Origin of the sequence: Enterobacter sp. Bisph1 (assembly GCF_000814905.1) — a bacterium.
GTDB lineage: Bacteria > Pseudomonadota > Gammaproteobacteria > Enterobacterales > Enterobacteriaceae > Kosakonia.
The window spans coordinates 192,793-217,935 of record NZ_JXAG01000047.1 but is presented as its reverse complement, the minus strand read 5'-3'; the positions used below and the strand labels follow the sequence as shown (position 1 = coordinate 217,935).

Here is a 25,143-nt window from a genome sequence, read left to right as displayed (position 1 = left end):
ATGTAAATGAATTTTGTCAGGCACGAAGCCTTGCTACATCTGTATGTGTATTTTTATTCAAAGGGATCGTGCCAGTATGCATAACAATGACACTCAAAAGCAAACAGACCCCGCTCTGGGTTATACATTCCAAAATGATTTCCTGGCGTTAAGTAAGGCCTTTTCCTTGCCCGAAATAGACTACGCCGATATTTCCCAGCGTGAACAGCTGGCGGCGGCTATTAAGCGCTGGCCGCTACTGGCTGAGTTAGCCCGTCAACAATAAGGGATATCCAGGATGGCCATCTTGGGACTACAGGGGATTCGTGGTGGCGTGGGTACGACGTCAATAACTGCGGCTCTGGCCTGGTCTTTACAACTCTTAGGAGAATCGGTGCTGGTGGTGGATGCCTGCCCTGATAACCTCTTACGCCTGTCATTTAATGTCGACTTTGTCCATCAGCAGGGCTGGGCGCGCGCGGTGCTGGATGGCCAGGACTGGCGCGACGCAGGCATGCGCTATACTTCTCAGCTCGATCTGCTGCCTTTTGGTCGTCTCACCAATAGCGAATGGGAAAACCTTCATCTACTGCATGAACCCCTCAGCCAGTTAACCGCCATTTTGCAGACGCTAAAAACACAGCACCACTATCAGTGGGTATTGATTGATATACCGCACGGCGTTTCCCCGCTGGTGCGTCAGGTCGTTGAGCAGTGCGACCATCTGTTCACGGTGATTAAGCCCGATACCAACTGCCATATCCGCCTGCATCAGCAACTGCTTCCGGCAGGCGCGCATATTTTGCTTAACGATCTGCGCATTGGTAGCCAGCTGCAGGATGATTTGTGGCAGGTATGGCTGCAAAGCCAGCGCCGTATACTGCCGACGCTGATTCACCGTGATGAAGCGATGGCCGAATCCCAGGCGTCGAAACAGCCGCTGGGTGAATACCGCGCCGATTCGCTGGCGGCGGAAGAGATTCTGACGCTGGCGAACTGGTGCCTGCTGCACTGCACGCAGCCCGCTGACGCCAGCGGGGAGCCGGGGCAATGAGCCGTCTCTGGTGGCTTGCCCCGCCGGTCAGCGCCCGTTTAAGTGAGCGCTACTGGCGCTACCGTCAGCATGGGGCTTCCGGCTTTAGCGCGGCGATGGGCTGTTTTTGGGCGATCCTCGCCTGGATAGTGATTCCGCTGGAGCATCCGCGCTGGCAGCAGCTGCGTGCGCAACAGCATCAATGGTTTCCGCATATCGATCCCAATCGCCCGCGTCCCCTTGACCCGGCGCGCTACCTGCTGCAAACGCTATGGTTACTGGTGACTTTACCGTGGGGCAATCGGAGATCGCCAAAGCGGCGACATTTAGCCAGGATGCGCGTACTGCGTGGTCGCTGGTATCACTGGCTGGATACGCTGCCGCAGCGCGTTACCCACCGCACCGGTCACCTCGATAATAAAAAGGAACTGGCGCATATTAGCCCGCGCGCCCGGCGTATTATTCTCGGCATCATTGTGGTGTTCTCGCTGCTTCTTGCCGTGGTTTGCATTACGCAGCCGTTCAATCCCCTTTCACAGTTTGTCTTCCTGATGCTGCTGTGGGGCGTGGCGCTGCTGGTACGCCGCATTCCGGGGCGTTTCTCCGCCCTGATGCTGATTGTGCTCTCGCTGACGGTTTCCTGCCGCTATATCTGGTGGCGCTATACCTCGACGCTAAACTGGAACGATCCCGTCAGCCTGGTGTGCGGCCTGGTGCTGCTGTTGGCCGAAACCTACGCGTGGATTGTGCTGGTGCTGGGCTATTTTCAGGTGGTTTGGCCCCTTAACCGCCAGCCGGTGCCGCTGCCAAAAGATATGTCGTTATGGCCATCGGTGGATATCTTCGTGCCGACCTATAACGAAGATCTCAACGTGGTGAAAAACACCATTTATGCCTCGTTGGGTATCGACTGGCCAAAAGACAAGCTCAAGATTTGGATCCTCGATGACGGCGGGCGCGAAGAGTTCCGCCAGTTTGCCAGAAGCGTCGGCGTCGAGTATATCGCCCGCCCCACCCATGAACATGCCAAAGCGGGCAACATTAATAATGCGCTGAAGTACGCGAAGGGTGAGTTTGTCTCGATTTTCGACTGCGACCATGTGCCAACGCGTTCATTCCTGCAAATGACCATGGGCTGGTTCCTGAAAGAGAAAAAGCTGGCGATGATGCAGACGCCGCACCACTTCTTCTCGCCGGACCCCTTTGAGCGCAACCTGGGCCGCTTTCGCAAAACGCCGAACGAAGGCACGCTGTTTTATGGACTGGTGCAGGACGGCAACGATATGTGGGACGCCACCTTCTTCTGCGGCTCCTGCGCGGTGATCCGCCGGGGGCCGCTGGATGAGATTGGCGGTATCGCCGTGGAAACGGTGACCGAAGATGCCCATACCTCGCTGCGCCTGCACCGCAAGGGGCACACGTCGGCCTATATGCGTATTCCGCAGGCGGCGGGGCTGGCGACCGAGAGCCTCTCGGCGCATATCGGCCAGCGTATTCGCTGGGCGCGCGGTATGGTGCAGATTTTCCGCCTCGATAACCCGCTGCTGGGTAAAGGGCTGAAGTTTGGCCAGCGTCTGTGCTATGTCAACGCCATGTTCCACTTCTTATCGGGCATCCCACGGCTTATCTTCCTGACCGCACCGCTGGCGTTCTTGCTGCTGCATGCTTATATCATTTATGCACCCGCCCTTATGATTGCGCTCTTTGTTCTGCCGCACATGATCCACGCCAGTCTGACCAACTCGAAAATTCAGGGGAAGTATCGCCACTCGTTCTGGAGTGAGATCTACGAGACCGTGCTGGCCTGGTACATAGCGCCGCCCACCATGGTGGCGCTGTTCAACCCGCATAAAGGGAAGTTTAACGTCACCGCCAAAGGCGGCCTGGTGGAAGAAGAGTACGTCGATTGGGTGATTTCACGCCCTTACATCTACCTGGTGCTGTTGAACCTTTTGGGCGTGTTGGTAGGTATCTGGCGTTATTTCTACGGCCCGGATAACGAAGTGCTGACGGTTTTCGTCAGTATCGCGTGGGTGTTTTACAACATGATTATTCTTGGCGGTGCAGTGGCGGTCTCCGTTGAGAGTAAGCAGGTGCGCCGCGCGCATCGCGTTGAAATGACCATGCCCGCAGTAATTGCCCGCGAAGATGGTTATCTCTTCTCCTGTACCGTGCATGACTTCTCAGACGGCGGCCTCGGCATCAAGATTAACGGCCAGGCGCAGGTGCTCGAAGGCCAAAAAGTGAGCTTGCTGCTGAAGCGCGGCCGTCAGGAGTATGCCTTCCCGACAACCGTCGCGCGGGTTAACGGCAACGAAGTCGGTTTGCAACTGATGCCGTTATCCACCCAGCAGCATATCGACTTTGTACAGTGTACTTTTGCCCGCGCCGATACCTGGGCGCTGTGGCAGGACAGCTTCCCGGAAGACAAGCCTCTGCAAAGTCTGATGGATATTTTGAAACTGGGTTTCCGCGGCTACCGCCATCTCGCGGAATTTGCTCCCCCGTCAGTCAAAGTGATTTTCCGCTCGTTCACCACGCTGGTGTCCTGGGTGGTCTCTTTTATTCCGCGCCGCCCGGAACGGAATGTGACGGTGCAGCAACCGATGACGTGATTGGCTTAACAATGATGAATACGCGATGAACAGAAAAATTTCATGGATTTGTGCAGTGGCTATGGGGGCAAGTGTGTTGTCCCCGCTGATGACCTATGCAGCGCCCGCGGTCCCGTCGCCGACGACACCGACCGTCGCCCCGGCGACCGAACCCGCCGTTACCCCAGCGCCCGGAGCGACGGAAACATTGACTCCCGCCACGCCCGTTGATGGACAAAACGTGGTCGGCCAGGTGATGCCTGGCGTACCGGGCGCGAACGCGCCGGTGGTGGCCTCCAATGCGCCGTCGCGCGATGTGAAACTCACTTTCGCCCAGATAGCCCCCCCGCCGGGCAGCATGGTGCTGCGCGGCGTTAATCCGAACGGCGGCGTTGAGTTCGGTATGCGCAGCGATGAGCTGGTGTCGAAAGCGGTGCTTAATCTCGAATACACCCCTTCACCCTCGCTGCTGCCGGTGCAGTCACAGTTAAAGGTCTATCTTAATGATGAGCTGATGGGCGTCTTGCCGGTGACCAAAGAGCAGCTCGGTAAGAAAACCCAGGCGCAGATGCCGATTAATCCGCTGTTTATTACGGATTTCAACCGGGTACGGCTGGAGTTTGTCGGGCACTATCGCGATGTGTGCGAAAACCCGGCCAGCAGCACCTTGTGGCTGGATATTGGCCGCAGCAGTTCGCTGGATTTAACCTACCAGACGCTGGCGGTCCAAAACGACCTGTCGCACTTCCCGATCCCGTTCTTTGACCCGCGTGATAACCGGGCAATTACTCTGCCAATGGTCTTCGCCGGCGCGCCGGATAGTACCCAGCAGCAAGCTGCCGCCATTATCGCCTCCTGGTTTGGCTCGCGCAGCGGCTGGCGCGGGCAGAGCTTCCCCGTCAGCTATAACAGCGTGCCAGATCGTAACGCCATTGTGTTCGCCACCAATGACCAGCGCCCCGACTTCCTGCGCGATGCGCCGGCGGTAACAGGGCCAACCATCAGCATGATCAATCACCCAACGGATCCCTATGTGAAACTGCTGGTGGTGATGGGCCGTGATAACAAGGATCTGTTGCAGGCGGCGAAAGGTATCGCGCAGGGTAACGTGCTGTTCCGTGGTTCACGCGTCACCGTTGACGAGGTGAAACCGCTGCTGGCGCGCCAGCCGTATGATGCGCCGAACTGGATACGTACCGATCGGCCGGTCACCTTTGGCGAGCTGAAAACCTATGAAGAGCAGTTGCAGTCAACGGGGCTGGAACCGTCGTCTATCAACGTCTCGCTGAATCTGCCGCCGGATCTCTATTTGCTGCGCAGCAACGGTATCGATATGAATCTCAATTATCGTTATACCGCGCCGCCGACCAAAGACAGTTCGCGCATGGATATCAGCCTTAACAACCAGTTTCTGCAATATTTCAACCTGACCAGCGACCAGGATACCAACCGCCTGCTGCTGCGTCTGCCGGTGTTGCAAGGGCTGCTGGACAGTAAAACCGAAGTCTCTATTCCGGCGCTGAAGCTGGGCGCGGTAAACCAGCTGCGCTTTGATTTCCAGTATATGAACCCGATGCCGGGCGGCACCATTGAAAACTGCGTCACCTTCCAGCAGGTGCCAAATCGCGTGGTGATTGGTGATGATTCCACCGTCGACTTCTCAAACTATTACCATTTTATTGCGATGCCGGATTTACGCGCCTTTGCCAACGCGGGCTTCCCGTTTAGCCGCATGGCGGATCTGTCGCAAACCATTATCGTTATGCCACCGAAGCCCAATCCTGCGCAAATGACCACCCTGCTGGATTCATTAGGCGCGATAGGCGCGCAAACTGGCTTCCCGGCGATTAACCTGCAATTGACTGACGATGGCAGCCAGATTCAGGGCAAAGACGCCGACATCATGATCGTTGGCGCAATTCCGCCACAGCTGAAAGACACTAAACATATCGATCTGCTGGTGAACGCGGCGCAGAGCTGGGTGAAAACACCGCTGCGCCAGACCGCTTTCCCGTCAATCGTGCCCGATGCGGCCGACCGCCAGGCTGAAACCCAAACCGGCGTCACCTCCGATGGGCCGATGGCGGCGATTGTCGGCTTCCAGTCGCCTTATAACGATCAGCGCAGCGTCGTAGCGCTGCTGGCCGACAGCCCGCGCGGGTATGAATTACTCAACGGCGCGATGAACGACAGCGGTAAGCGTGCGGCGATCTTTGGCTCGGTGACGGTTATCCGCGAATCGGGCGTTAACGGCCTGCGGGTGGGCGATATTTACTACGTCGGGCACCTGCCGTGGTTTGAACGCGTCTGGTATGCGCTCTCTAACCATCCGGTGCTGCTGGCGGTGCTGGCGGCCCTGAGCGTTGTGCTACTGGCCTGGGTATTGTGGCGTCTGCTGCGCATCATTAGCCGCCGCCGTCTCGACCCGGATAACGAGTAACAGATGATGAAAACGCTACGCTGGGTCGTCATAGCCACGTTGATGCTGGCGGCCATGAATGTACGCGCCGCCTGCAGCTGGCCTGCCTGGAACCATTTCCAGCAGGCCTATATCAGCGACGGCGGACGAGTCATCGATCCGAGCGATCGGCGCAAAATCACCACCTCGGAAGGACAGAGCTATGCGCTGTTCTTCGCCCTCGCCGCCAACGACCGCGACGGGTTTGCCCGGCTGCTACAGTGGACGCAAAACAACCTGGCGCAGGGCGATCTTACTGCCCATCTTCCCGCCTGGCTGTGGGGTAAAAAAGAGGACAATAGCTGGGCGGTGCTGGATAGCAATTCGGCCTCAGATTCCGATCTGTGGATAGCCTGGTCGCTGCTGGAAGCGGGGCGATTATGGCAAAACGAGGAGTACAGCCGCCTCGGTAAAGGGCTGCTGGCACGCATTAGCAAGGAAGAAGTGGTGAAGGTGCCGGGGCTGGGCTTTATGCTACTACCGGGGAAAATCGGTTTTGCTGAACCGGATGCCTGGCGTTTTAATCCCAGCTACCTGCCGCCGCAGCTGGCGAGCTACTTCAGCCGTTTTGGCGCGCCGTGGTCAACTCTGCGCGAAACCAATCTGCGACTGCTGCTGGAGACCGCGCCGAAAGGTTTTTCACCGGACTGGGTAAGTTTTCAAAAAGCGCGCGGCTGGCAACTACACTCAGAGAAAGCGCTGGTCGGCAGCTATGATGCCATTCGCGTTTATCTGTGGATTGGCATGCTGCACGATGACGACACGCAAAAAGCGCGGCTGCTGGAAAAATTCAAACCGATGGCCAGCGTAACGATTAAAAACGGTCGCGTGCCGGAAAAAGTGGATGTTTTAACCGGACAGACTCATGGCGATGGCCCGGTGGGCTTTGCCGCCGCGCTGCTGCCTTTTTTACAGGACAGGGAGGCGCAAGCCGTACAGCGCCAGTGGGTTGCCGACCATTTTCCCGGCGAGGATGCCTACTATAGCTATGTTTTGACCCTCTTCGGCCAGGGGTGGGATCAGCATCGTTTTCGCTTCACCTCTCGCGGTGAGTTACAACCTGACTGGGGCCAGCAATGCGCAAGTTCACAGTAAGTTTACTCTGTTTCTCACTCGGCCTCGCGCTGGGGCCTGCCGCGCGTGCGGCGGAACCTGGCGCGCAGCAACAGCTGCTGGAGCAGGTGCGCCTTGGTGAAAGTACTAAGCGAGAAGATCTGGTGCGCCAGTCGCTGTACAGGCTGGAGCTTATTGCGCCGGACGACCCGCAGGTCATTGCCGCGCGAATGCGCTATTTGCTGCGCCAGGGCGACCACGCCGGCGCACAAAAACAGCTTGAACGCATGAAACAGCTGGCGCCCGACTCCAGCGCCTATAAATCGGCGGTAACGACGATGGCGCTGTCATCGCCCGAAGGCCGCCAGGCGCTACAGCAGGCGCGTTTACAGGCCACTACCGGACACACGCAGGAAGCGCTTGCCGCCTACGATGCCCTGTTCAAAGGCAGTCCGCCGGAGGGCGATCTGGCGGTGGAATACTGGCAGCTGGCGGCAAAAGTCCCGGCGCGCCACGCAGAAGCAGTCAATCGCCTGCAAGCGTTGAATGCCGCCACCCCAGGCAACGATCAGTTGCAGGGGGCGCTGGCGCAAATGCTCTTTGCCGACGGGCGTAACGCGGAAGGTTACGCCTTGCTGGAACAGATGGCGAAAACGAGCAATGGCCGGGAGGCGGCGGCGAGTATCTGGTATCAGCGGATTCAGGCGATGCCGACCAGCGACGCCAGCGTGCAGGCTCTGCAACGTTTTCTGTCGGTTTTCAGTTCCGGTGATAGCGTAGACAGCGCCCATACGCTGCTTGCCGCACAGCAGAAACAGCTGGCGGATCCGGTCTTTCGCGCGAAGGCGAGCGGGCTGGCGGCGGTGGATGCCGGGCAGGGCGCGAAAGCGCTGAGCCAGCTACAGCAAGCCGTTAATGCCAACGGTGCAGACAGCGAAGCGGTTGGTGCGCTGGGGCAGGCCTTTTCGCAAAAAGGCGATCGCGCCCGTGCCGTCGCACAGCTGGAAAAAGCCATCGCCCTCGATCCCACCAGCAGCAACCGCAGCAAGTGGGACAGTTTGCTTAAAACCAACCGTTACTGGTTGTTGATTCAACAAGGCGACACGGCGCTGAAAGCGAACAATGTGGTGCAGGCGGAACGCTTGTATCGCCAGGCGCGCAATGTCGATAACACCGACAGTTACGCGGTGCTGGGTCTCGGCGACGCAGCCATGGCGCGGAAAGATAACGCGGCGGCAGAAGGCTTTTATCGCCAGGCGCTGCGTATGGACCCCGGTAACAGCAACGCCGTGCGCGGGCTGGCGAATATTTACCGTGCCCAGTCGCCGGAGAAAGCGGACCGTTTTATTCAATCTCTGTCCACCAGCCAGCGGCGTAGCATTGACGATATTGAGCGTGGGCTAAATAACGATCGATTGTCACAGCAGGCACAAGCGCTGGAAAACCGGGGGCAATGGGCGCAGGCGGCGGAAGTGCAGCGCAAACGTCTGGCCCTCGATCCCGCCAGCGTATGGATAACTTACCGGCTGGCAAGCGATCTTCGCCAGGCGGGGCAGCGCGGTGAAGCCGATTCGCAAATGAACCGCCTGGTGACCCTGAAACCGCACGACCCGGAGCAGGTTTACGCCTATAGCCTCTATCTTTCTGGCAATAATCAGGGGATTGCGGCGCTTAATCATCTGAATGGGCTGCCGAAAAGCCAGTGGAACAGCAATATTCAGGAACTGGCGGACAGGCTTCAGACCAACCAGCTAATGGAGAACGCCAATCGCCTGCGCGACAGCGGTCAGGAGGATCGCGCCGTGGCGCTGCTGCTACAGCAACCCGCCTCATCGCGTATCGATTTAACCCTTGCCGATTGGGCGCAGCAGCGCGGCGACAGCGCCGAAGGGCAACGTTATTACCAGCGTGTTCTGCAAAGAGAACCCACCAATGAGGAAGCGCTGCTTGGCCTGACGGAGCTGTATGCCGCCGATGGCGATCCGATGGCCGCGCGCGCGACGCTGGCGAAGCTGCCTGCTCCATCGACCGCACAGCCGCCGTCCATCAATACCCAACGGCGGCTGGCGCTGGTTCACAACCAGCTAGGCGATAGTGCGAGCGCCAGGCAGATCTTTGCGGATATTGTACCTAAAGCGAAATCCCAACCGCCGTCCATGGAGAGCGCGCTGGTGCTGCGTGATGCGGCGCGTGTCGATACGCAAAACGGCAACCCGCAGCGGGCGCTGGCAACCTACAGAGATGCGATGGTGGCCGCCGGTATTGCGCCTGTGCGCCCGGCGGATAACGATACCTTTACGCGCCTGACGCGCAATAATAAAAAAGATGACTGGCTAAAACGCGGCGTGCGCAGCGATGCCGCCGATCTCTACCGCCAGCAGGATATCAACGTTACGTTGCAGCATGAGTATTCGGATTCCAGCGGCACGGGCGGGTATTCGAATTTAAAAGGCCATAACACCATGTTGCAGGTGGATGCACCGCTGGCGGACGGGCGGATGTTCTGGCGTACCGATGTGGTGAATATGAATGTCGGCACCTTTAGTCTGCGTGACGATGGGACGTATCGACCGAGTTTTGGCACCTGCCGTGATAATCCGTGCGTAGGCGGCGATCGCCATCAATCCGACAGCGGTGCCAGCATCGCGGTCGGCTGGCGGAATAAAACCTGGTCGATGGATATCGGCACTACGCCGATGGGGTTTAACGTTGTTGATGTGGTTGGCGGGCTCAGCTACAGCAGCGATGTCGGGCCGATTGGCTATACCGTGGATCTTCATCGTCGTCCCATCTCCAGCTCGTTGCTGGCCTTTGGCGGGCAAAAAGATCCCGCCGGTAAAACCGGTACAACCTGGGGCGGCGTACGGGCTAACGGCGGCACGTTAAGCCTCAGCTACGATAAAGGCGAAGCGAACGGCGTGTGGGCCAGCCTCGGGGCGGATACGCTGGAAGGCAAGAATGTTGACGACAACTGGCGCGTGCGCTGGATGACGGGTTATTACCGCAAGCTTATCAATCAGAATAACCGGCGCGTTACCGTTGGCCTGAACAATATGATCTGGCACTACGACAGGGATTTGAGCGGTTATACCCTCGGCCAGGGCGGCTATTACAGCCCGCAGGAGTATCTCTCATTTTCAGTGCCGGTACTTTGGCGGGAGCGGACGGAAAACTGGTCCTGGGAGCTGGGCGGTTCGGTATCATGGTCCCATTCGCGTACCAAAGCCATGCCGCGCTATCCGTTACCTGATCTGATTCCCGCCGATTATCGCGAGCGGGTGAGGGGGATTCCAGTAGCGGGCAGCAGCAGCAATGGATACGGCTATACCGCGCGCGCGCTGATTGAACGCAGAGTGACCGCTAATTGGTTTGTCGGTGCCGGAGTCGATATTCAGCAGGCGAAAGACTATACCCCAAGCCACGCGCTGATTTATGTGCGTTATTCCGCTGCCGGCTGGCAGGGTGATATGGATATGCCGCTACAGCCGCTGGTGCCGCACGCAGACTGGTAAAAAAGGACTATTCCTGGCGGGAGATAACGGCCCTGATTATGTATCGTGACGTTATTTACCGCCGTGTATTCAAAGGGTTAATGCCTGATTTTCTGCCGCTAACACACAGTCTGATATTCTGCAAAGCCGTTTATCTCTTCAACCCCGCGATAGAGTATACTCTGGCGCGTAGTTCCCTTTATCTGTTCTGCGCTCATAGTGTTTCTGGAGAGTGATTTTGCGTGTCAGCCGTTCTTTAACCATTAAACAGATGGCCATGGTTGCAGGTGTTTCTATGGTGTTTGTTTTTATCTTCTGCGTCATTTTGCTGTTTCATTTCTTACAGCAGAATCGCTATAACACGGCGACACAACTGGAAAGTATTGCCCGCTCCGTGCGCGAACCCCTGTCAGCAGCGATTTTAAAAGCCGATATTCCCGAAGCCGCGGCGATTATTAAACAGATTAAACCGGCGGGCGTGGTCAGCCGCGCCGATGTCGTGTTGCCGAATCAGTTCCAGGCGCTGCGCATGAGCTTTATCCCCGAGCGTCCGGTGCCGGTGATGATCACCCGCATGTTTGAGCTACCGGTACAGATTTCGCTGCCCATTTATTCCCTTGAGCGCCCGGCAAACCCGCAGCCGCTGGCCTATCTGGTACTACAGGCGGATTCATACCGGGTGTATAAATTCGTTATCAGCACCCTTTCAACGTTAGTGACCGCTTACCTGCTGTTGACATTAATGCTCACCGTCGCCCTTACCTGGTGCATTAACCGGCTGGTGGTTCATCCGCTGCGAAAAATCTCTCGCGAGCTTAACGATCTGCCGCTGCAGGAACTGAGCGGGCATCAGCTGCCCGTGCCGCGCCTTCATCACGATGATGAAATTGGTATTCTGGTACGCAGTTATAACCGCAACCAACAACAACTGCTGCGCCTGCAGGACGATCTGAGTACCCAGGCGACGCATTTCCCGGTGTCTGAATTGCCAAATAAAGCGTTCCTGATGGCGCTGCTGGAGCAGACCGTTAGCCGGGACAACCCCGCCACGTTACTGGTGATTGCCTGCGATACGCTGCGCGATACCGCCGGTGTGCTGCAGGAAGCCCAGCGCGAAATGTTGCTGCTTACGCTGGTAGAGAAGCTGAAATCTGTTTTACCGCCGCCCATGGTGCTGGCGCAGGTGAGCGCCTGGGAATTCGCGATTATTGCTTACGGTATCAACGCGCCGTGGCACGCCATGGCCCTCGGTAAGCAAGTACTTACTGTAATAAATGAACGCGTGCCGCTGCACGGCATTCAGCTGCGTCCAACGGCCAGCATCGGTGTGGCGATGTTTACCGACACGCTCTCGGCAGGCCAGCTTTACCAGCGGGCGATTTCCGCTGTCGCCAGCGCGCAGCGCAAAGGGAAAAACCAGATTCAGTTTTTCGACCCGGAGCAGATGGAGCAGGCCCGGCAATGGCTGGCGCAGCAGAGTGATTTGCTTACCGCGCTGGATGAGGGACGTTTTGCGCTCTGGTTGCAGCCGCAGGTGGATCTCACCCGCGATGAAGTGGTCAGCGCGCATGCGCTGCTACGTTTATGCCAGTCAGACGGCAGTTGGGAAGCGGAAGGACTTGATGAACGTATTGCTGCCTGCGGTTTAACGGCCAACGTCGGCTATTGGGCGCTGGAAGAGGCCTGTCGCCTGCTGGCGGGCTGGCAATCCCGCGACGTAATGCTGCCGCTGACGGTGAATCTTTCTGCCGGGCAGCTTCTGCATCACACGATGGTCGCCGATCTGCTTGAGCTGATGCAGCGTTACCAGATTGCGCCGCAAACGTTGATTCTGGCGGTGTCAGACAGTCGCACGTTTGCCGATCCCGAGATGACCCTGGTACGCGCGCTGCGGGAGGCTGGCGTGCGCGTTGCGCTGGACGATTTCGGCATGGGTTATGCCGGGCTGGGCCAGCTGCAGCAGAGAAACGCGCTGCCTGTCGACCTGTTAAACATCGGTAAAACCCTGGTCGCAAGCCTGCCGGACGATAGCCGCATGCTGGCGGCAGTTATCCAGCTGGCGCACAGCCTGGATCTGCAGACGATGGCCGCCGGTGTGGAGAACGACGCGCAACGGAGGTGGCTGGCGGAGGCGGGCGTGGACCTTGCGCAAGGGGATCTCTTTGGCGACGCGGTTCCGGCAGAGGAGTTTGCAGGACGCTTTTTTGCCGCTGCGCAACAGCCTGCAAACGGGTAAATTGTTACGGGGTTGTGCGAGCCAGCTCAAAGTTTTTAACATTATTGTTTCGGAAATGATGTAAGTTCATTTCTGTCATGTATTACGGGTGTTATTTTTAAACCGCAGGTAAACGAAAACCCTATAAAGCCTGTGGTTTAATCTCAAGGACACCCAATGAAAACCTCCCTGTTTAAAAGTCTCTACTTTCAGGTTCTGACCGCGATTGCCATCGGTATATTGCTGGGCCACTTCTACCCTGAACTCGGTGCGCAGATGAAACCTCTTGGTGATGGCTTCGTGAAGCTCATCAAGATGATCATCGCGCCGGTGATTTTCTGTACCGTTGTTACCGGTATTGCCGGTATGGAAAGCATGAAGGCGGTCGGCCGCACCGGTGCGGTTGCGCTGCTCTACTTTGAAATTGTCAGTACCCTGGCGCTGATTATCGGCCTTGTTATTGTGAACGTGGTGCAACCCGGTGCGGGCATGAATGTCGACCCGGCTACGCTTGATGCCAAAGCGGTGGCGGTATACGCCGAACAGGCGCAACAGCAGGGGATAGTCGCCTTCCTGTTGGATGTGATCCCGGGCAGCGTTATCGGCGCGTTCGCCAGCGGCAATATTCTGCAGGTGCTGTTATTTGCGGTGCTGTTCGGCTTCGCGCTGCATCGTCTCGGTCATAAAGGCCAACTGATTTTTAACGTCATCGAAAGCTTCTCGCAGGTGATCTTCGGCATCATCAATATGATCATGCGCCTGGCACCGATCGGCGCGTTCGGCGCGATGGCCTTCACCATCGGTAAATATGGTGTCGGTACGCTGGTACAGCTCGGCCAGCTGATTATCTGCTTCTACGCCACCTGTATCCTGTTTGTCGTGGTGGTGCTGGGAACGATTGCTCGCGTGACCGGTTTTAGCATCTTCAAATTTATCCGCTATATCCGCGAAGAGTTGCTGATTGTGCTGGGAACTTCCTCATCTGAATCCGCGCTGCCGCGCATGCTGGAGAAGATGGAGCGCCTGGGCTGCCGCAAATCGGTGGTGGGGCTGGTTATCCCCACCGGCTACTCGTTTAACCTTGATGGCACCTCTATTTATTTGACGATGGCGGCGGTATTTATTGCTCAGGCCACCAACACCCATATGGATATCTTCCATCAAATCACCCTGCTGGTGGTGCTGCTGCTGTCATCGAAAGGCGCGGCCGGGGTAACGGGCAGCGGCTTTATTGTGCTGGCGGCGACGCTTTCCGCCGTCGGGCATCTGCCGGTGGCCGGTCTGGCGCTGATTCTCGGCATTGACCGCTTTATGTCCGAGGCGCGCGCGCTGACTAACCTGGTGGGTAATGGTGTCGCCACTATCGTGGTGGCGAAGTGGGTGAAAGAGCTGGATCAAAAACAGCTGGTCGACACGCTGGATAACCGTTCCGGCGCGGCAAAAAATCCCGAAATTTCCTCCTGACTTTGTGACTTGTGCCCGTAGTCCCTTGTCGGGCTGCGGGTAGCTGCGCATAATTACCCTCTGAATTTGTCTCTTTGATAATGAAAATTCGCGAAAATTTACCTCGCGGTGAGACATTTTGCATTTCCCGTGGTCAAAGAGCGGAGTGTTTAAGACGCTTTCTGCCCTTTTGGCGGGCATACTTTTTAACCAGGAATGTTGATTAGGGGTTCACATGCAGGGCACAAAAATTCGACTGATAACGGGCGGTTTGCTGATGCTGGCAGCTGTCGGTTATGTGCAGGCTGATGCGCTCCAGCCCGACCCGGCCTGGCAACAAGGGACGCTGGCAAACGGTTTTCAGTGGCAGGTTCTGGCCACGCCCCAGCGCCCCAGCGATCGCATTGAAATTCGCCTGTCTATTAATACCGGTTCACTTACCGAAGGCTCACAACAGAGCGGCTACAGCCACTTTATCCCCCGTATCGCATTGACCCACAGCGGCCGCCTTGAGCCTTCGCAGGTGCGCTCGATGTGGCAACAAGCTATCGATCCCAAACGGCCGCTGCCGCCAGCGGTGGTCTCTTATGAATACACGCAATACAACCTCAGCTTGCCGAACAACCGCAGCGATTTGCTGAAAGAGGCGCTGGTTTACCTGGCGGATGCCGGTGGCAATCTCACCATTACGCCGGAAACGGTAAATCATGCCCTTGCCAGCAACGATATGGTGGCGACCTGGCCTGCGGATACCAAAGAGAGCTGGTGGCGCTATCGCCTGAAAGGCTCATCGCTGCTGGGCCACGATCCCGCTGAGACGCTGAAAGAGCCGGTCGATGCGGCAAAGCTAAACGCGTTTTATCAAAAATGGCATACCCCGGACGCTATGACGCTTATCGTTGTCGGCAACGTGGATAGCCGTGCCACTGCAGAGCTTATTAATAAAGCCTTTGGCGAACTGAAAGGTAAACGGCAATCGCCTGCGCCGGTAGCGACCCTGTCGCCGCTGCCGCGTCAGCCGGTAAGTTTGATGACCGAGGCGGTGACGCAGGATCGCTTGTCGATTATGTGGGATACGCCCTGGCAGCCCATTCGCGAGTCCGCCGCCCTTGAACGTTACTGGCGCGCGGATTTGGCTCGCGAAGCCCTGTTCTGGCACATCCAGCAGAATTTGAGTAAAAACAGCGCTAAAGAGATAGGTCTTAGCTTTGATTGCCGGGTGCTGTTCCAGCGCGCCCAGTGCGCCATTAACATGGATTCACCTAATGACAAGCTCAACGGCAATGTTGGGGTGATTGCACGCGAACTGGCGAAAGTGCGTGAAAAAGGGTTGCCGGAAGAGGAATTCAAGGCACTAATTGCGCAGAAGAATCTCGAATTACAAAAACTGTTCGCCACTTACGCGCGTGCCAGTACCGATATCCTGACTAATCAGCGTATGCGTTCGTTGCAAAATCAGGTGGTGGATATTGCGCCAGAGCAGTATCAGAAGCTGCGCCAGAACTTTCTCACTAACCTGACGCCGCAGATGCTTAACCGGGATCTGCATCAGCAGCTTTCGCAGGATATGGCGCTGGTGCTGCTGCAGCCGCAGGGCGAGCCGGAATTCAATATGAAGGATTTGCAGGCAACCTGGGATGAAGTGATGGCACCGCCAACGGAGAACGCGGCCGCGCCTGCGACCACGAGTGACGATACCCATTCTGACGTTTCGGATATCCCACCGCAGCAATAAAACTTGTTTAGCCCTCTTCCCGGATGGAAGAGGGCTAACTTGTCGTGTGAAATCTATCCCTCGTTGCGACGTCACCAGCAAGCGCTGTTTGGTAAGGGTTTCCCGGTCTGCAGGCGGCCCCGGGGCTTGTCATTCGTATCTGCGAGTGCAATGCTTGTAATGACGTTTGTAAATACAAAAGGTGTATTAAATGGGGAGTATTAATCTACGAATTGACGATGAACTCAAAGCTCGCTCTTATGCTGCGCTGGAAAAAATGGGCATTTCGCCTTCCGAAGCGCTTCGCCTGATGCTTGAGTATGTTGCTGAAAATGAACGTCTGCCTTTCAAACAAACGCTTCTGAGCGACGAAGATGCCGAACTTGTTGAGATCGTAAAACAGCGGCTTCGCGATCCTAAACCGGTGCGCGTGACCATGGATGATCTTTAATGGCCTACAAACTGGATTTTGACGAACGCGCTTAAGGAGTGGCAAAAAATAGGTTCAACTGTACGCGATTTCGTTTACCCTGCCTCGCCACCTGCGCTTGAATCAGCCCTCTCCCCTACAGGAGAGGGCCAAAAGCCATTATTGCGGCATTGCTTCGCGCGGGATAATCGCGCCACGGTACTGAATAACGGTGCTGGCGGTTAAGTGGCCGCGTTTCGCCGACGCTTCGGCGTCGCCACCCGTCAGGCGTACCGACAGGTAACCGGCGCTGAAGGAGTCCCCGGCTGCGGTAGTATCCACCACTTTCTCTTTCGGCAGTTTCACCGCCGGTACGTCCACCAGCGCTTCACCGGCAATGGCGACCAGGCAGGAGTCTGCGCCGCGTTTGATCACCACTTCGTTAACGCCCGCGCGCTGCGTGCGCTCGATAACCTCTGCTACCGGTTTTTCGCCCCACAGCAGATCTTCATCATCCAGCGTCAGGAAAGCGATATCCGTGCAGGCCAGCATCTGCTGATACACTTCACGCGTCTCTTCTTTGCTGGCCCACAGGCGCGGACGGTAGTTGTTATCGAAAATCACTTTGCCGCCGTTGGCGCGGCACTTCTGCAGCAGCGTCAGCAGCTTGCTGCGGCTTTCCGGGCTCAGAATGGCCAGGCTAATACCGCTCAGGTAGAGATAATCGAATGTCGCCAGTTCTTCACAGATGGCCGCCGATTGCTCGCTCTCCAGCCAGAATTTTGCCGCCGCTTCGTTGCGCCAGTAATAGAAGGTGCGCTCGCCGGTGCTGTCGGTCTCAATGTAATAGAGCCCCGGCAGGCGGTTTTCCATCCGTTGCGTCAGGCGGGTATCGACCGCTTCGCTTTCCCAGGCGTCCAGCATCTGCTGACTGAAATTATCGCTGCCAAGGGCGGTGACATAGTGCACGGAGAGCGCCGCAGGATCGACCTGGCGGGCGATATAAACGGAGGTGTTGAGCGTGTCGCCACCGAAGCCACGGTTCACTTCCGCGCCTTTTTGTGACAGTTCAATCATGCATTCGCCGATGACGGCAATTTTCCTGGCCATATTCGTAACCTGAATCAGTTAAATTAACGGTAGTGTGCGTTGTGGGTGATTCGTGGTCAACTATATTAAAACATCGTTCCAGTAATTTTTTGCGCTAAAGCCTGTTCCCTGCAGATTTCCCGTCAAACGTTTTTAAATTAGCCAGCCACCAGGGCGTAAAGTTATCGCCACACGCGCCGATAACTCATTGACGAATTCACCCGCTCATCCTCTTTGATAGGACATCAGAAATGAAGTTAAAGCAGGTCATCCAGCAGCTCAGCACTCCTGAGGCAAGTATCGAAAGCTTGCAGGAGCGCCGTTACTGGCTGCAATGCGAACGTGCTTATACTTATCAGCCCATCTATAAAACCGATGGCCGACTGATGGCGGTTGAAGTGTTGACCATTGTGACCCATCCCTCGCAGCCTGAAACCCGTATCGCGCCGGATCGCTACTTTAGCGAAGTGGCGGTGCGCCAGCGGGTTGATGTCGTACACGAACAAGTGGCGTTACTGGCGGCTCAAAAAGAGTTTTTCCTCTGTAATGAAGTGCTGGCGTCGGTGAATGTTGATGGTCCAACGCTGCTGGCCATGCGGGAAAATAAAGAGCTGATGGCGCTGGTCAATACGCTGCCGTGGATCCGCTTTGAACTAGTGGAACATATCCGCTTACCCCAGGATTCCACCTTTGCTTCGATCAGCGAAATAGGCCCGCTGTGGCTGGACGATTTTGGTACCGGGATGGCGAACTTCTCGGCGCTGAGTGAAGTACGTTACGACTACATTAAAGTGGCGCGCGACCTGTTTATCATGCTGCGTAAAACGCCGGAAGGGCAGAATCTGTTCACTTTGCTGCTGCAACTGATGAACCGCTATTGCCAGGGCGTGATTGTCGAAGGGGTTGAAACCCTTGAAGAGTGGCGCGATGTCCAGCAGTCGCCCGCCTATGCCGCACAGGGCTATTTTCTCTCGCGCCCGGTTCCCTTAGCCAAACTTGAACATGTGATTCTCGAGCTCTAATCGCTGCTCTTTCCGTGAGCCTCTACTATCTTTATGACAGGTAAGGCTTTAAAGGAAAGGCAAAACAATGACCAAAACGAGTAAGGCGATCATTGCCGTCTTCGTGACGCTGCTGTTACTGATTGTGGTCGCCATCATCATCATTGCCACGTTCGACTGGAACCGCCTCAAACCCACCATTAATGAGAAAGTCTCCACCGAATTGAACCGTCCGTTCGCCATTCGCGGCGATTTGGGCGTGGTATGGGAGCGGCAAAAAGAGGAGCCCGGCTGGCGCAGCTGGCTGCCGTGGCCGCATATTCACGCCGAGGATATTATCCTTGGCAACCCGCCGGGCATCGACGAAATCACCATGGTGCATCTTCCCCGCGCAGAAGCCACCCTTGCGCCGCTGGCGCTGTTCACTAAAACCGTTTATCTGCCGTGGATAAAACTGCAACAGCCCGATGCGCGCCTGATTCGCCGTTCTGAAAAACTCAATAACTGGACTTTCACCCTGGCCGGTGATGACGACAAAGAGGCCAATGCGCAGCCCTCAAGCTGGTCGTTTCGGCTGGATAATATCCTTTTCGATCGCGGGCGCATTAATATTGACGATGCGCTGAACCATGCCGATATCGAGATCCTCGTCGATCCGTTAGGTAAACCGCTGCCGTTTAGCGAAGTGACGGGTAAAAAGGATGGCAACAACAACGCCGGGGATTATGTTTTTGGACTGACGGCGAAAGGGCGTTACAACGACCAGCCGCTCTCCGGTAAGGGGAAAATCGGCGGTATGCTGGCGCTACGTAGCGAAGGGACACCGTTCCCGGTGCAGGCTGATTTCCGTTCCGGCAATACGCGGGTGGCTTTTGTCGGCACCATTACCGATCCGATGAATATGGGCGGTGCCGACCTGCAATTAAAATTTGGCGGTGATTCCCTCGGACAGCTCTATGACTTGACCGGCGTGCTGCTTCCCGATACGCCGCCCTTCGAAACCGACGGGCACCTGATTGCGAAGCTGAATGGCGACAACGGATCGGTATTTGATTACCGCGATTTTAATGGCCATATCGGCGAGAGCGATATTCACGGCACGCTGCGTTATACCAATGGCAAGCCGCGACCGAAGCTTGTCGGTGATGTCGAGTCGCGCCAGCTTCGACTGGCGGATTTAGGGCCGCTGATCGGCGTCGATTCTGGTAAAGGCGCTGAGCAGTCGAAACGTGCCGAGCAGCAAAAAGGTGAGAAGCCGGTGCAACCGGCGAACAAAGTGCTGCCCTACGATCGCTTCGAAACGGATAAATGGGATGTGATGGATGCCGACGTGCGCTTTAAAGGCCGGCGTATTGAACATGGCTCGACGCTGCCCCTTAGCGATCTGTCGACCCATATCCTGCTGAAAAATGCCGACCTGCGTCTGCAACCGCTGAAATTCGGCATGGCCGGCGGCACCATCTCAGCCAATATTCACCTTGAAGGCGATAAAAAGCCGATGCAGGGACGGGCGGATATACAGGCGCGACGCCTCAAGCTTAAAGAGCTGATGCCCAATGTTGAATTGATGCAGAAAACCCTCGGTGAGATGAACGGTGACGCGGAAATTCGCGGCGTGGGTAACTCCGTTGCCGCCCTGCTCGGCACCAGTAACGGCAACCTGAAACTGCTGATGAGCGATGGGCTGGTAAGCCGCAACCTGATGGAGATCCTTGGCCTTAACGTCGGTAATTATATCGTCGGGCAGCTGTTTGGCGATGATGAGGTGCGGGTGAACTGCGCCGCGGCGAATCTCGATTTAGTGAACGGCGTCGCGCGTCCGCAAATCTTCGCTTTTGATACGGAAAACGCGCTGATTAATATCACCGGCACCGCCAGTCTGGCGTCGGAGCAGCTTGATTTAACGGTTAATCCGGAGAGTAAAGGCATTCGTATTGTGACGCTGCGTTCACCACTGTACGTGCGCGGTAGCTTTAAAAATCCGCAGGCGGGAGTGAAACCCGGGCCGCTGATTGCGCGTGGTGCGGTAGCGGCGGCGCTGGCCACGCTGGTCACACCGGCGGCGGCATTACTGGCGTTGATTTCGCCTTCAGAAGGGCAGCAGAATCAGTGCAAAGCGATTTTATCGCAGATGAAAAAGTAAAAGCGGGCCCTCTCCCGTACGGAGAGGGCCAATAGCTTACAGTGACTGGTGTTTGGTCTCATGGGTCAGCAGCAGCGCAATCAGCGTTAACGCCGCCATTGCCGCCAGGTAAATCCCCACGTACATCAAACCATAATTCGCCTGTAGCCAGGTGGCGATATAGGGCGCGACAGAGGCACCAAGGATCGACGAGACGTTATAGGAGAACGACGCGCCGGTATAACGCACTTCGGTTGGGAACAACTCCGGCAGCAGCGCGCCCATCGGGCCGAAGGTCAGCCCCATCAGGCTCAGGCCAATCAGCAGGTAGGCCATCACCAGCGCCGGGCTGCCGGAACCGAGCAGCGGCGGAAAGACAAACAGCGCAAACAGAATGATCAGGGTAGTAATAACAATCATGCTTTTGCGACGACCAAAGGCGTCCGCCAGCAGGCCCGCTACCGGCACCATCACGCCAAAGCCGATCACCGCCATCATCAGCATCCACAGCACTTCATTTCGCGGCAGGCCCAGCCCCTGCGGCGAGGTACTGTAGGTCATCGAATAGACCGTCATAATGTAGAACAGCGTGTAGGTTGCCAGCATGATGAAGGTGCCCAGCACCGTCACGCGCATATGTTTAGACAACAGCGTACCGAGCGGCACTTTCACCTGTTTCTTCGCGGCGGCAACTTTGGCGAACACCGGCGTTTCATGCAGAGAAACGCGCACATACAGGCCAATCAGCACCAGCACTGCGGAGAAAATAAAAGGTACGCGCCAGCCCCACGCCATAAACTGCTCATCCGTCAGCAGCCACGACAGCAGCAGGAAAGTGCCGTTGGCGAAGAAGAAGCCAATCGGTGCGCCCAACTGGGGGAACGAGCCGTACAGCGCGCGTTTGCGCGGCGGGGCGTTTTCCGTCGCCAGCAGTGCCGCGCCGCCCCATTCGCCACCGAGTCCCAGCCCCTGACCGAAACGCGCCAGCGCCAGCAACAGCGGTGCCATCACGCCGATGGTTTCGTACCCCGGCAGCAGGCCGATAAGCACGGTGGAGATACCCATGGTCAGTAGCGATGCCACCAGCGTCACTTTGCGGCCCACGCGGTCGCCGAAGTGACCAAACACGGCGGAACCAATCGGGCGCGCAATAAACGCAATGGCAAAGGTCGCCAGCGATTGTAGCGTGGCCGCCGTCGGGTCGCCCTGTGGGAAGAAGATATGCGGGAACACAATCACCGCGGCGGTCGCGTAGATATAGAAGTCGAAGAACTCGATGGCGGTGCCAATCAGAGAAGCCACGACGACTTTACTGCGTGAATTTACCGGCGGGATGTCCTGCTCGTTGTCGAAGGTGGTAGCTGTAGCTTGCATAGAATTTTCTTATTTTTGTGCGAACGAACGACCATATTAGCCACAGCAAAAGCGACATTTCAATCTGTAACACGGCAGGGGGAAGGTCAAAAAACAGCCAAAAAGCGAATAATTTTCAGACTTACGATTTGGCATCTATGAAATGCTTCACAATTTTTTATAATTAGTGAATAAAACTGGTTTTCGGTTAAATAAAAGTTACGTTCTGGATTTTCATGCTGAAATCTCCGTTCGGGCTGAAATTTTCCATTTCCTTCAGCCCGATAGCACCGTTAGCGGTGGTCTTTATCCGGCATACGCGGGTCGTCTTTGTACTGGGCGGTGGCTATCCATGCGGCGCAGAACAAGATCAGGCGGGCAAAGAAATAGAAGAACGCCATCAGGCCCAGCACCGATCCAAACGCCGCACCGGACGGCGATCGTACCAGCGATGGCAGCGTCCAGGTCATGATGATTTTAATCACCTCAAAGCCAATAGCGGCGATTAGCGTGCCGCGAATAAGCGCTTTCTTGCGGGGACGGTGACGCGGCAAGCGCCAAAAGATCCAGAAGAAAAGCAGATAGTTGGCAAAAATGGATATCGCCAGACCAATCAGCCGCCACGCCGGTTTTAGCCACTCAATGTAATCGAGGTGCAGCGCGGAGATAATCAACTCCTGAGCGGCACCCGCCACCGAAGTGATGGAGAGGGTCACGACCAGTGCCACCAGCAGACCAATTAACGAGGTGAAATCGCGGAAGTATTTCAGCCAGATTTTCTCCTGATCCTGCGGCTTTCGCTCCCAGACATCGCGCGACTGTGCACGGATTGCCTCGCGCAGATTGCCCATCCAGTTCACGCCGGAGTAAAGGGCGATCGCCAGCCCGACAATCCCCACGGTGGTACGCTGCTGAATGGCGATATTTAGCGTGTTTTTCAGGGTCGCCGCCATGGTCGGATCGCTGACGCTGGTGAGGATTTTATTGAAGATGTCCTGCAGCAGCGTGGGATGCGAAGCCAGCACAAAACCCGCGGCGGCAAACGATACCATCATGATGGGGATCATCGAGAGAAACGAGAAGTAGGTTATCGCCGCGCCAAACTGGTTACCCATGCGGTCATTAAACCGTTCGGTGGCGCGGATCAGGTGCGCGACCTTCGGCCAGCTTTGGATCTTTTGCGCTATATTGCGCAGCGTAGCCAGCGTTTTGTTTGAAGATGACGATGACGATGACGAGGCAGGGGCGGAACGCGGCGTTTCTGTGGGCTGTTCCACCATCTTTCTGACGGGTTCGTAATCGAGGTCTTGCGTCGGGCGTTTTTCGTGATTATCCACTGCCATCAGGTCTCCTTTCCTTTCCCTGAGTGTATTGTAAATGAAATTATAGCCGCTAGTGGTCGACGTAATCCTTTAGCACCGTCGCCAGCCACTCCATAAACAGATGCACGCGGCGCGATAGGTTGCGACGGTGCGGGTAAATTAGCGATACCGGCATTGGCTCCGCACGGTATTGCGGCAGGATTTCTACCAGTTTGCCGGTGCGCAGCGCCTCGCGTACACCCACGCGCGGCACCTGAATTATCCCCAGCCCGGCAAGGCAAGCAGCCCGATAAGTTTCGGTGCTATTTACCGTTAAGATCCCACCGGTCTTAACCCAGCGGGTTTGGTTATCCAGCCAAACTTCAAAGCCCTGCGGACGCGTACCGAGATTCAGCGCATAGTGCACCAGCGCATGGGAGGATAAGTCGTCGAGAGTCTCCGGGTAGCCGAAACGCGCCAGATAATCGGGGCTGGCGCAGTTGATGACCGACAGCCGACCAAGCTGGCGGGCAATAAATCCCGAATCTTTGAGGGTGCCTACGCGCACCACGCAGTCGAACCCTTCGCGAATAATATCTACCCGCCGGTCGCTACTGCTGAGTTCAAGTTCGATGCCTGGATAGAGTTGTAAAAAGCCAGGCAGACGCGGCATCACCAGATTTTTCGCCACCCCTACCGGCATATCTACACGCAGGCGGCCACTGATGCTCGATGGATCGTGCAGGAACATACCGTCGAGTTCATCCATATTGGCCAGCACGTCTTTAGCCCGCTCGTAATAAACCATCCCGTCCTGAGTCAGCTGTACGCGGCGCGTAGTACGGTGCAGTAGCTGTGTGCCGAGGTGCGTCTCCAGCGCCTGGATTTGGCGCGAGACGCTGCCTTTTGGCAGCCCTAATGAGTCCGCCGCGCGGGAAAAACTCTCCAGTTCCGCGACGCGGATAAACAACTGCATTGCGTGAATTTTATCCAACGTTAGACCCGTTTATTGACGATAGTGAAACAGTGAAGCGTAATTTAGCACCTTTATTGTTATTTAATCACCTAATAAGCTTTCCTCACTTCCCCACAACAGCGAAAACGAGGTTTCTTATGACACAACATATTGCTTTAGTGACTGGCGGCAGCCGCGGTTTAGGTAAAAACGCGGCGCTGAAGCTGGCGGCGAAAGGAACGGGAATTATCCTGACCTACAATAGCAACGCTGAAGAAGCGCAGAAGGTAGTGCATGAAATTGAGCAAAAAGGGGTGAAAGCAGCAGCATTGCAGCTCAACGTCGGTGATATTGCGCAATTTGAACATTTTACCCATAAGGTACGTGAACAACTGCATGCGGTGTGGGGACGCGAGACCTTTGATTATTTATTGAACAATGCCGGGATCGGTATTCACGCCTCTTTCATCGACACGCAAGAAGCGCAGTTTGATCAACTGGTTAATATCCATTTCAAAGGACCGTTTTTCCTGACGCAAAGCCTGTTGCCACTGCTGCAAGATGGCGGGCGAATTCTTAATGTCTCCAGCGGACTGGCGCGCTTTAGCCAGCCGGGTTACTCGGCCTACGCTTCGATGAAAGGGGCGATGGAAGTGTTAACGCGTTACCAGGCAAAAGAGCTGGGGGCGCGGGGCATTTCGGTCAATATTATTGCACCTGGGGCAATTGAAACGGATTTTGGCGGCGGCATGGTGCGTGATAACGCGCAGGTGAATCAGCATATTGCCGCACAGACGGCGCTGGGCCGCGTTGGCCTGCCGGATGATATTGGCGATGCGATCGCCGCGCTGCTGAGCGACGAGCTGGCATGGATGAACGCACAGCGTGTTGAGGTGTCAGGCGGGATGTTTCTGTAAAACCTACTGCGCCCGG

General features: G+C 56.4%; 17 protein-coding genes. 13 read left to right on the top strand and 4 right to left on the bottom strand.

The genetic code is table 11. The features are described from left to right. Positions 1-76 precede the first annotated feature (76 nt). From bcsR to RW65_RS16350, 10 genes are all read left to right on the top strand, one after another. Positions 77-265: a cellulose biosynthesis protein BcsR gene (gene bcsR / locus RW65_RS16395; protein ID WP_039057881.1), complete on the top strand. Its 189-nt coding sequence runs from the start codon at positions 77-79 to the stop codon at positions 263-265. A gap of 12 nt (positions 266-277) precedes the next feature. Next, entirely contained in the window at positions 278-1,033 is a 756-nt protein-coding gene (gene bcsQ / locus RW65_RS16390) for a cellulose biosynthesis protein BcsQ (RefSeq protein ID WP_039057857.1), read from the top strand. Then, positions 1,030-3,627: a UDP-forming cellulose synthase catalytic subunit gene (gene bcsA, locus RW65_RS16385; RefSeq protein ID WP_039057855.1), complete on the top strand. Its 2,598-nt coding sequence runs from the start codon at positions 1,030-1,032 to the stop codon at positions 3,625-3,627. The genes bcsQ and bcsA overlap by 4 nt, the downstream gene beginning before the upstream one ends. Positions 3,628-3,652: 25 nt before the next feature. Continuing rightward, positions 3,653-6,046 (top strand): cellulose biosynthesis cyclic di-GMP-binding regulatory protein BcsB, encoded by a 2,394-nt coding sequence (bcsB, locus tag RW65_RS16380; protein ID WP_072037781.1) that lies wholly within the window; start codon positions 3,653-3,655, stop codon positions 6,044-6,046. A 6-nt stretch (positions 6,047-6,052) separates the two neighbouring features. Then, positions 6,053-7,159, top strand: a complete 1,107-nt coding sequence (gene bcsZ / locus RW65_RS16375; RefSeq protein ID WP_072037785.1) for a cellulose synthase complex periplasmic endoglucanase BcsZ — start codon at positions 6,053-6,055, stop codon at positions 7,157-7,159. Further along, a complete protein-coding gene (gene bcsC / locus RW65_RS16370) occupies positions 7,141-10,629 on the top strand; it encodes a cellulose synthase complex outer membrane protein BcsC (RefSeq protein ID WP_039057853.1) in 3,489 nt (1,162 codons plus the stop codon). The genes bcsZ and bcsC overlap by 19 nt, the downstream gene beginning before the upstream one ends. Positions 10,630-10,846: 217 nt before the next feature. Next, positions 10,847-12,844, top strand: a complete 1,998-nt coding sequence (locus RW65_RS16365; protein WP_039057852.1) for a sensor domain-containing phosphodiesterase — start codon at positions 10,847-10,849, stop codon at positions 12,842-12,844. 156 nt (positions 12,845-13,000) lie between these two features. After that, entirely contained in the window at positions 13,001-14,287 is a 1,287-nt protein-coding gene (locus RW65_RS16360) for a dicarboxylate/amino acid:cation symporter (protein ID WP_039057851.1), read from the top strand. A gap of 214 nt (positions 14,288-14,501) precedes the next feature. Then, positions 14,502-16,001, top strand: a complete 1,500-nt coding sequence (locus RW65_RS16355; protein ID WP_039057850.1) for a M16 family metallopeptidase — start codon at positions 14,502-14,504, stop codon at positions 15,999-16,001. A 190-nt stretch (positions 16,002-16,191) separates the two neighbouring features. Next, positions 16,192-16,431 (top strand): type II toxin-antitoxin system RelB/DinJ family antitoxin, encoded by a 240-nt coding sequence (locus tag RW65_RS16350; RefSeq protein ID WP_039057849.1) that lies wholly within the window; start codon positions 16,192-16,194, stop codon positions 16,429-16,431. Between the two features lie 138 nt (positions 16,432-16,569). On the opposite strand, the gene kdgK is transcribed toward RW65_RS16350, so the two are convergent. Beyond that, positions 16,570-17,499, bottom strand: a complete 930-nt coding sequence (gene kdgK, locus RW65_RS16345) for a 2-dehydro-3-deoxygluconokinase (protein ID WP_039057848.1) — start codon at positions 17,497-17,499, stop codon at positions 16,570-16,572. Between the two features lie 230 nt (positions 17,500-17,729). On the opposite strand from kdgK, the gene pdeH reads away from it, so the two are divergent. Both pdeH and RW65_RS16335 read left to right on the top strand, forming a co-directional pair. Continuing rightward, positions 17,730-18,500, top strand: coding sequence for a cyclic-guanylate-specific phosphodiesterase (gene pdeH, locus RW65_RS16340; RefSeq protein WP_039057847.1), 771 nt, complete (start codon positions 17,730-17,732; stop codon positions 18,498-18,500). Between the two features lie 67 nt (positions 18,501-18,567). Next, on the top strand, positions 18,568-20,622 hold the full coding sequence (locus RW65_RS16335; RefSeq protein ID WP_039057846.1) for an AsmA family protein: 2,055 nt from the start codon (positions 18,568-18,570) through the stop codon (positions 20,620-20,622). 36 nt (positions 20,623-20,658) lie between these two features. Here the strand turns inward: RW65_RS16335 and RW65_RS16330 are convergent, their stop codons facing one another. The 3 genes from RW65_RS16330 to RW65_RS16320 all read right to left on the bottom strand — a co-directional run bounded on the left by RW65_RS16330 (position 20,659) and on the right by RW65_RS16320 (position 24,249). Then, positions 20,659-21,975 (bottom strand): MFS transporter, encoded by a 1,317-nt coding sequence (locus RW65_RS16330; RefSeq protein ID WP_039057845.1) that lies wholly within the window; start codon positions 21,973-21,975, stop codon positions 20,659-20,661. A 272-nt stretch (positions 21,976-22,247) separates the two neighbouring features. Beyond that, positions 22,248-23,297, bottom strand: a complete 1,050-nt coding sequence (gene yhjD / locus RW65_RS16325) for an inner membrane protein YhjD (protein WP_039057844.1) — start codon at positions 23,295-23,297, stop codon at positions 22,248-22,250. Between the two features lie 49 nt (positions 23,298-23,346). Beyond that, positions 23,347-24,249 carry a LysR family transcriptional regulator gene (locus RW65_RS16320; RefSeq protein WP_039057843.1) on the bottom strand — a complete coding sequence of 301 codons (903 nt, stop codon included), beginning with the start codon at positions 24,247-24,249 and terminating at the stop codon, positions 23,347-23,349. A gap of 119 nt (positions 24,250-24,368) precedes the next feature. Here RW65_RS16320 and RW65_RS16315 point away from each other — a divergent pair, with 119 nt between their 5' ends. After that, on the top strand, positions 24,369-25,127 hold the full coding sequence (locus RW65_RS16315) for an SDR family NAD(P)-dependent oxidoreductase (RefSeq protein WP_039057842.1): 759 nt from the start codon (positions 24,369-24,371) through the stop codon (positions 25,125-25,127). Positions 25,128-25,143 lie beyond the last annotated feature (16 nt).

Coding starts and splice junctions, on each gene's coding strand:
- RW65_RS16330 (WP_039057845.1), bottom strand. CDS start 21,975: ATGCAAGCTACAGCTACCACCTTCGACAACGAGCAGGACATCCCGCCG.
- RW65_RS16315 (WP_039057842.1), top strand. CDS start 24,369: ATGACACAACATATTGCTTTAGTGACTGGCGGCAGCCGCGGTTTAGGT.
- bcsA (WP_039057855.1), top strand. CDS start 1,030: ATGAGCCGTCTCTGGTGGCTTGCCCCGCCGGTCAGCGCCCGTTTAAGT.
- RW65_RS16350 (WP_039057849.1), top strand. CDS start 16,192: ATGGGGAGTATTAATCTACGAATTGACGATGAACTCAAAGCTCGCTCT.
- RW65_RS16355 (WP_039057850.1), top strand. CDS start 14,502: ATGCAGGGCACAAAAATTCGACTGATAACGGGCGGTTTGCTGATGCTG.
- bcsC (WP_039057853.1), top strand. CDS start 7,141: ATGCGCAAGTTCACAGTAAGTTTACTCTGTTTCTCACTCGGCCTCGCG.
- pdeH (WP_039057847.1), top strand. CDS start 17,730: ATGAAGTTAAAGCAGGTCATCCAGCAGCTCAGCACTCCTGAGGCAAGT.
- RW65_RS16360 (WP_039057851.1), top strand. CDS start 13,001: ATGAAAACCTCCCTGTTTAAAAGTCTCTACTTTCAGGTTCTGACCGCG.
- yhjD (WP_039057844.1), bottom strand. CDS start 23,297: ATGGCAGTGGATAATCACGAAAAACGCCCGACGCAAGACCTCGATTAC.
- bcsZ (WP_072037785.1), top strand. CDS start 6,053: ATGAAAACGCTACGCTGGGTCGTCATAGCCACGTTGATGCTGGCGGCC.
- RW65_RS16335 (WP_039057846.1), top strand. CDS start 18,568: ATGACCAAAACGAGTAAGGCGATCATTGCCGTCTTCGTGACGCTGCTG.
- bcsR (WP_039057881.1), top strand. CDS start 77: ATGCATAACAATGACACTCAAAAGCAAACAGACCCCGCTCTGGGTTAT.
- bcsB (WP_072037781.1), top strand. CDS start 3,653: ATGAACAGAAAAATTTCATGGATTTGTGCAGTGGCTATGGGGGCAAGT.
- bcsQ (WP_039057857.1), top strand. CDS start 278: ATGGCCATCTTGGGACTACAGGGGATTCGTGGTGGCGTGGGTACGACG.
- kdgK (WP_039057848.1), bottom strand. CDS start 17,499: ATGGCCAGGAAAATTGCCGTCATCGGCGAATGCATGATTGAACTGTCA.